At 36.9% G+C, this 6,374-nt stretch carries 5 protein-coding genes; 4 read left to right on the top strand and 1 reads right to left on the bottom strand.

What is annotated here, in order from left to right; genetic code table 11:
* Positions 1 to 65: 65 nt before the first annotated feature.
* On the top strand, positions 66 to 1,349 hold the full coding sequence (hydF, locus tag C8C76_RS12675) for a [FeFe] hydrogenase H-cluster maturation GTPase HydF (RefSeq protein WP_108142221.1): 1,284 nt from the start codon (positions 66 to 68) through the stop codon (positions 1,347 to 1,349).
* Positions 1,350 to 2,390 carry a [FeFe] hydrogenase H-cluster radical SAM maturase HydE gene (hydE, locus tag C8C76_RS12680; protein ID WP_108142223.1) on the top strand — a complete coding sequence of 347 codons (1,041 nt, stop codon included), beginning with the start codon at positions 1,350 to 1,352 and terminating at the stop codon, positions 2,388 to 2,390.
* 150 nt (positions 2,391 to 2,540) lie between these two features.
* Here the strand turns inward: hydE and C8C76_RS12685 are convergent, their stop codons facing one another.
* Positions 2,541 to 4,259, bottom strand: coding sequence for a SulP family inorganic anion transporter (locus tag C8C76_RS12685; RefSeq protein ID WP_108142225.1), 1,719 nt, complete (start codon positions 4,257 to 4,259; stop codon positions 2,541 to 2,543).
* A gap of 249 nt (positions 4,260 to 4,508) precedes the next feature.
* On the opposite strand from C8C76_RS12685, the gene C8C76_RS12690 reads away from it, so the two are divergent.
* Together C8C76_RS12690 and C8C76_RS12695 are read left to right on the top strand one after the other, a co-directional pair.
* A complete protein-coding gene (locus C8C76_RS12690; protein ID WP_108142227.1) occupies positions 4,509 to 5,636 on the top strand; it encodes an ISLre2 family transposase in 1,128 nt (375 codons plus the stop codon).
* The gene (locus C8C76_RS12695) at positions 5,626 to 5,952 is read left to right on the top strand and encodes a hypothetical protein (protein WP_108142229.1); all 327 of its coding nucleotides are present in this window, start codon (positions 5,626 to 5,628) and stop codon (positions 5,950 to 5,952) included. Before C8C76_RS12690 ends, C8C76_RS12695 begins: the two co-directional genes overlap by 11 nt.
* Positions 5,953 to 6,374 lie beyond the last annotated feature (422 nt).

The raw sequence follows: 6,374 nt of genomic DNA on the forward strand, positions 1-6,374 counted from the left end.
ATGATGACATTTTCATTACAACTGATTGCACAACAATTAACTACATTATATAAGGAAGTGGGAAAATGAATTCTACAGCTAAAGGAGATCGGCCGCATATTGCAGTTTTTGGCAGGCGTAATGTTGGTAAATCTTCTTTGATTAATAAACTTACAAATCAGAAGCTGGCCCTTGTTTCCAGTCAGCCGGGGACAACTACCGATCCGGTCTACAAGGCAATGGAAATTTTGCCAATTGGCCCGGTTATGATGATCGATACAGCTGGAATAGATGATCAGGGTGAGCTCGGAGAGATGAGGATCAAAAAGACCAAAGAAATTATGCGCAAAACTGATCTGGCCCTGCTGGTGATTTCAGCCGTGCAGGGAGCAGGAGATTTTGAGGCGGAACTAATCGAAGAGTTTCAGGCTAGAGAAATTCCTTTTATTACAGTTTTAAATAAATGCGAGCTGCTAAAAGCAGAGGAAGAAGAAACTGCAGCTTTAATGGAAATCAGAGATTTTGCTGAAAGTTATCAGCTTGAGTTTTTAAAGGTAAGCGCAGAAAATGAAATCAACATTGATCAAATTAGAGAGAAAATTGCTGCAGAAATGCCGGTTGATCAAAGCCGAAGTACAATCATGGGAGACTTAATTGATCCTGGAGATACTGTGATTTTAGTAACTCCAATCGATAGTGCAGCTCCAAAGGGAAGACTTATTCTGCCTCAGGTGCAGACAATTAGAGATATTCTGGATCATGATGCAGTAGCTCTGGTTACCAAAAAGGAAGATGTAAGCTCAGAAATTAATAAATTAAAAGAGAAACCGAAAATTGTAGTTACAGATTCTCAGGCTTTTGAGACTGTCTCAAAATCAGTCCCTGAAGATATATTATTAACCGGGTTTTCTGTGCTTTTCGCCCGCTATAAAGGTGATCTTAAAACTTTTGTCCGGGGAGCTAAAATGATGGAAAAACTTAAGGCTGGGGACAGGGTACTGGTAGCAGAAGCCTGCACTCACCGCCGCCAGCAGGATGATATTGGAACAGTAAAAATTCCAAACTGGGTTCACGAAAAAATTAGCCCGGAGATTGAATTTGATCATGTTTCCGGCCGTGAATTCCCAGAAAACCTCAATGATTATAAAGTGATTCTGCACTGCGGCAGCTGTATGCTGAATCGGAAAGAAGTTTTATCCAGATTAAAAGAGGCAGAAAAAGCCGGGATTCCAGTTATTAATTATGGAATGGGAATTGCCTGGCTGCACGGGATTTTAGATCGGGCCTTAAAACCCTTTCCTGAGGCTCTAGAGCTCTGGCAGCAGAAACAGAAAAATATAGATCAAAAAGATATAGAAGAGGTGGTTTAGGTGAATCAATTTAGAATAAAAAGGCTGGTCGATCAGGCATTTGAGCAGGCTGAATTAGCTAAAGAAGATATTAAAGCTCTGCTGACTGCAGACATTGATGAACTTGATTATCTGCTGCAGCAGGCTGATCAGAAAAGAAAGGAAGTCTGTGGTGATGAGGTTCATCTGCGGGCGATTATTGAGTTTTCAAGTTACTGTAAGCAGAACTGTCATTACTGTGGACTGCGGAAAGATAACCACGAGCTTGAGCGCTATCAGTTAAAAAAAGAAGAAATTATTGAGACGGCCGGGATGGCAGCTGAGCTGGGCTATCAGACAGTTGTGCTGCAGTCAGGTGAGGATGAATATCCGGCAGCTGAAATTGCAGAAATTATTAAAGAAATTAAAAATACTACTGATATGGCTGTCACTTTGAGTTTGGGAGAAAGAGATTTTGCGGCTTATAAACTCTGGTGGGAAGCCGGTGCTGACCGCTATCTTTTAAAACACGAAATAGCCGATCAGGCCCTTTATGAAAAATATCACCCAGGGATGAGCTATCAAAATCGAATAGAAAGTCTAAAATATTTAAAAACAATCGGCTATCAGATCGGCAGTGGTGTAATAATTGATCTTCCGGGACAGACTCCTGAGATTTTGGCTGAAGATCTGCTGCTCTCACAGGATTTAAAACTTGATATGATTGGCTCCGGTCCCTTCATTCCTCACGAGCAGACACCGCTTGCTGAAAGTAAAACTGGTACAGTGGAAATGACCTTGAAATTTACAGCTTTGAGCAGACTGCTGCTGCCGCTGGCCCATATCCCGGCCACAACAGCTCTCGGAACAATTGATGCCGAAGGAAGGCAGAAAGCTCTGCTGGCAGGTGCCAATGTAGTAATGCCCAATGTAACTGATTCAAAGTATCGGGAAAAATATCAGATTTATCCCGAAAAAATTTGTGTCAACGAAGAGGCAGGAGACTGCAGGCAGTGTATTGGAGGGATTATCGCTTCTCTGGGGCGAGAAGTCAGTCAGACTAAGGGTCACAGTTTAAGATAATCTGCTAATGATGCTAAGAAAATATTAAAACCAAATTATGTTTTAGTTTTACAAAAAACTCCCGCTTAGGTAGAAGCATTTAGAACTGCTGCTTTTACTGGCGGGAGTTTGATTTATTTTAAAAGATAAAATTTTTTATAATTTAGATATTTATTTTTCTTTATCTTCTTCTGCTTCGACCTTTTTTTCTTCAGCTTTTGAACTTCCATTTTCATTATTGCTGAAATCCAGAGCCTTGTTTGTTGCTGCAAAATATTCAGTCTCAGGTAAATAAATATTATTTTCGCCAACTTTTTCAGACAGACCAATTTTTCTAAACATCTTAAGAATCTTTTCGTTGACCCCCGTTAGCATTACCTCACCACCACTGGCCTGAACCTGATCGATAAATTCCTCTAAAACTCCAATGATGGTGATGTCAACTCTCCTTACATTGCGAAAACGGATAATAAAATCTGTGTCTTTGGCAAAAAAATCTTCCAGCTGCTCTTTTAAATCATCAGCAGCACTAAAATGAACAGCTCCTTTGAGATCGACTACTCTTGCCTGTTTCGCTGAAATCTCAGATTGATCTGCATCTTCGTGATGAGCATGGTGGAGGTGATATCCCTTGTCTCCTTCTTTTTTATCATAGTAGAGCATTTCGATATCTGCTTTTTTAGAAATCTGTAGAACAACAACCAGCGAAACCATAACTCCAAAATAGATTGCCTGGTCAAGGTTGGGCAGCACAATTGTGGCGGTAAAAGTTGACCAGAAAATTAAAGCATCTCCTCTGGTGGTTTTCATATTTTTAATAACTTCTTTAAAATCCGCAATTCCTAATGCAGCAGCTATAACCAGACCTGCCAGCACAGCAACCGGAATGTAGGCTAAAAGTGGTCTAAAAAACAAAATGAAAATTATAATCGAAAGGGCACAGAAAAACTGAGAGATTCTGTGTCTGGCGCCAGCACTTAAGTTGGCAAAGGTATTGGAAAAAGAAGCTGAAATCGCAAAGGCACTAAAAAAAGAAATAACCATATTGCTGATTCCCTGGCTTCTAAATTCTCGGTCAAAATCAGGTTCCTCATCAGTTTTTAAAGAAATTGCCTGCAGGACCGCCATTGTCTGGATCAGTCCTAAAAGAGCTATAGAAAAAGCCTTGCTGTAAAGCTGGCCGACTAGATGCCAGTCAAAGTTTATTAAATTAAAATCAATAATTCTTTTTGGAATTTCGCCAACTAAAGAAATTGAGCTGTTCAGCCCGCTTGCTGCCGTAAAGATTGTCATAATAGTAACTGTCAGCAGATATTCAGGAAGTTCTTGTTTGAGGCGTGGGATTAGGTAGATTAAAATTAGAGTTAAAAGTCCAACCCCAAGGTTGATATAATTAATCTGCTCAAAATTTTTAATAAACTGCCAGCCTTTGGTGATGACATTGGAGCCTGAAACGCTGACCCCGGTGAAATTTTCGATCTGAGAAAAAAGAATTAATACTGCAGCTCCATGTGAAAGGGCAACAACTACTGGATGGGATACATATTTGATTAATTCACTTAGATTAAAACTGACCAGTAAAAACTGAAAGAGTCCGATTAAAAATGTAGTTAAAAATATAATCTCCAGATAATTTTCACCCTGAAAATTACTTAAACTACTAAACAGGGCAACGGCCATCATATTTGTTGGACCGACAATCACATATGATGAGAGATTAAAAATAGAGGCGGTGAGCATTGAAAAAATGGAAGCATAGATTCCATAAATTGGATTTATGCCCAGGATTAAAGCATAGGCCATATTTTGCGGCAGAGCAATGGTGGCTGTTGTTAATCCACTTATCATATCATTTTTATACTTTTTAAATAGACTTTGTATATTTTGCACGGTATTCACCCCGGCTTTTTTGAATTTAATTTTAACTTTGCTTATAGTTTAACAGGCCAGCCAGAAACTTTCAATTGAAATAGGAAATTTAAAATAAATTTACATCTGAAAATATTGATTGCTATCTACTTGTTAGTGTAAAATAAAAGTGGGATTTAAGAATTGATTTATGTAAATAGGCAGGAATTTTAAAACAAATAAAGAAGGAGCCTCACAAGGACAAAAAATCAAAGAAAGGAGTGAGGCCCCTTGGAACTTAATTTAAGAATATTACAAAATGAGACTAACTTCAAGGATGTAGAGAAGAAAATTTTTAGAATCGTCTGCAAACAGGCTCAAACAGCACTAAAAAAGCTTTTAGAAGACATTGATCAGGCTATCATGGAAAATAGAGATAAAGATAAATTTAAACTTAAAGATATCAAAAAAAGAACTATTGATACTCTTTTTGGTGAAGTGACTATTGAAAGAAGATACTACAAAGATTCTAATGATGAGTTTAGATTTTTGCTTGATGAATATTTAAATTTACCTGCTAATGAAAGGCAGTCTCCTGCTTTGAAAGAGATAGCACTGGACCTGGTCCAGGAACTTCCATATAGAAAGGCTGCAGATAAAATAGATAATATTTTAGAGACTTCAGCCAGTCATACAGCCATTTTCAACTGGGTCCAGAGAGAAGGAGAAAAACTCAGTAAAGAAGCTGAAACAAAGCAGCTTGATTTCTTTAGAGATGGACTGATACCAGATGATAAAGATGAAGATAGAAAAGAAATAGAGCATCTTTTTGTAGAAGCAGATGGAATTCATATACCACTTCAAAATGATGAAAAAGAGAAAGGTGAATTAAAGCTTGGTATGAGTTATCAGGGATGGGAAAAAAGACATCCTATGAGTGACGAATATAATTTGACTGGAAAAAAATATTATGGCGGAGTATTTAGCAGTGATGAGTTCTGGAAAGAAACTGCAGCAGAGATGTATGAAGACTATGCTTTCAGTAATGGCAGCATTTCCGTTTTATGTGGAGATGGAGCTGAATGGATAACAACAGGTAATGAATATATACCGCAGGGACAGGTCAGATTCCTGGATGAATATCACCTAAACCAAAAGTTTTTTAGAAAGCTTGGTAGATCAGAGTTTGTTCCTAAATTACTGGACAATATAGAAGAAAATGATATAGATAAGCTAAGAGAAAATCTAAAGAAAGCAAGGCAGTACAGGCATAAAGAGAAAGATAAAAAGAAAGTAGACCAACTCAAAAAATATCTCTTAAAAAACTGGGAGTTTATTCGTGATAAAAAGCAGAAGCAAAAGAAAGAGAATTTAGGTCTTCCTGAAGAAATAAGGGGGTCTGGGAGCAATGGAATCTAATATAGATAAAGTTTTAGCTAATAGATTCAAAAAAAGAGGTATGAGATGGTCTAGAAAAGGAGCAAGAAATTTAGCAAAGATAATAATAGCAGATAGAAATGACAGCTTAGAAAAGCATTTAAACAAGATTAACTGGGAGTTTAAAACGGATGATTTAAGAAAAGTATATAACAATGTGCAAAAGAAATATTCCAGATCAGAATCTGAAGTATTAAGAGCTACAATGCCTGCCCTTAAAGGTCCAAAATCAGGTCAAAACTGGGTTAAGGGACTAAAAAATATATCAGATCCAATGACAAATAACCCGATAATTTGAGCTGTTTAAATAGATTCTGATATTTGCAGGAGAAGTATGTCTAAAAATAGTTAAATTTCAAGCCAAAAACTAAAAGCTGATATTAGCTAAGATTTAAGCTCAAAAAAATAGATCTAAATAAAGTAAATATAAGATTTTGTCTTTGTGAGGAAAAAGTCTCCCACAAAAGTTTGACACAAACTATCTATTTCTATATACTAGAAATATGAATTAAAATTTGTTAAACTTGAATTCGGCAAGTAAAAATACCTAATCCAGTTATGATAGTCTTTAAACAGTAAATCTAGTTCAAATTTTTTTGAATAAAAAAATAGAATCTCCCTTAAGGTTTGTGGTAAAATGTTTTTAGCACAAAAACCATACCAAAACCAAAAAGGAGATTCTGATATGAGTTTACCACAAAACAACAATAAAATAAATAG

This window comes from Halanaerobium saccharolyticum, from assembly GCF_003053565.1.
Taxonomy (GTDB): Bacteria; Bacillota; Halanaerobiia; order Halanaerobiales; family Halanaerobiaceae; genus Halanaerobium; species Halanaerobium saccharolyticum_B.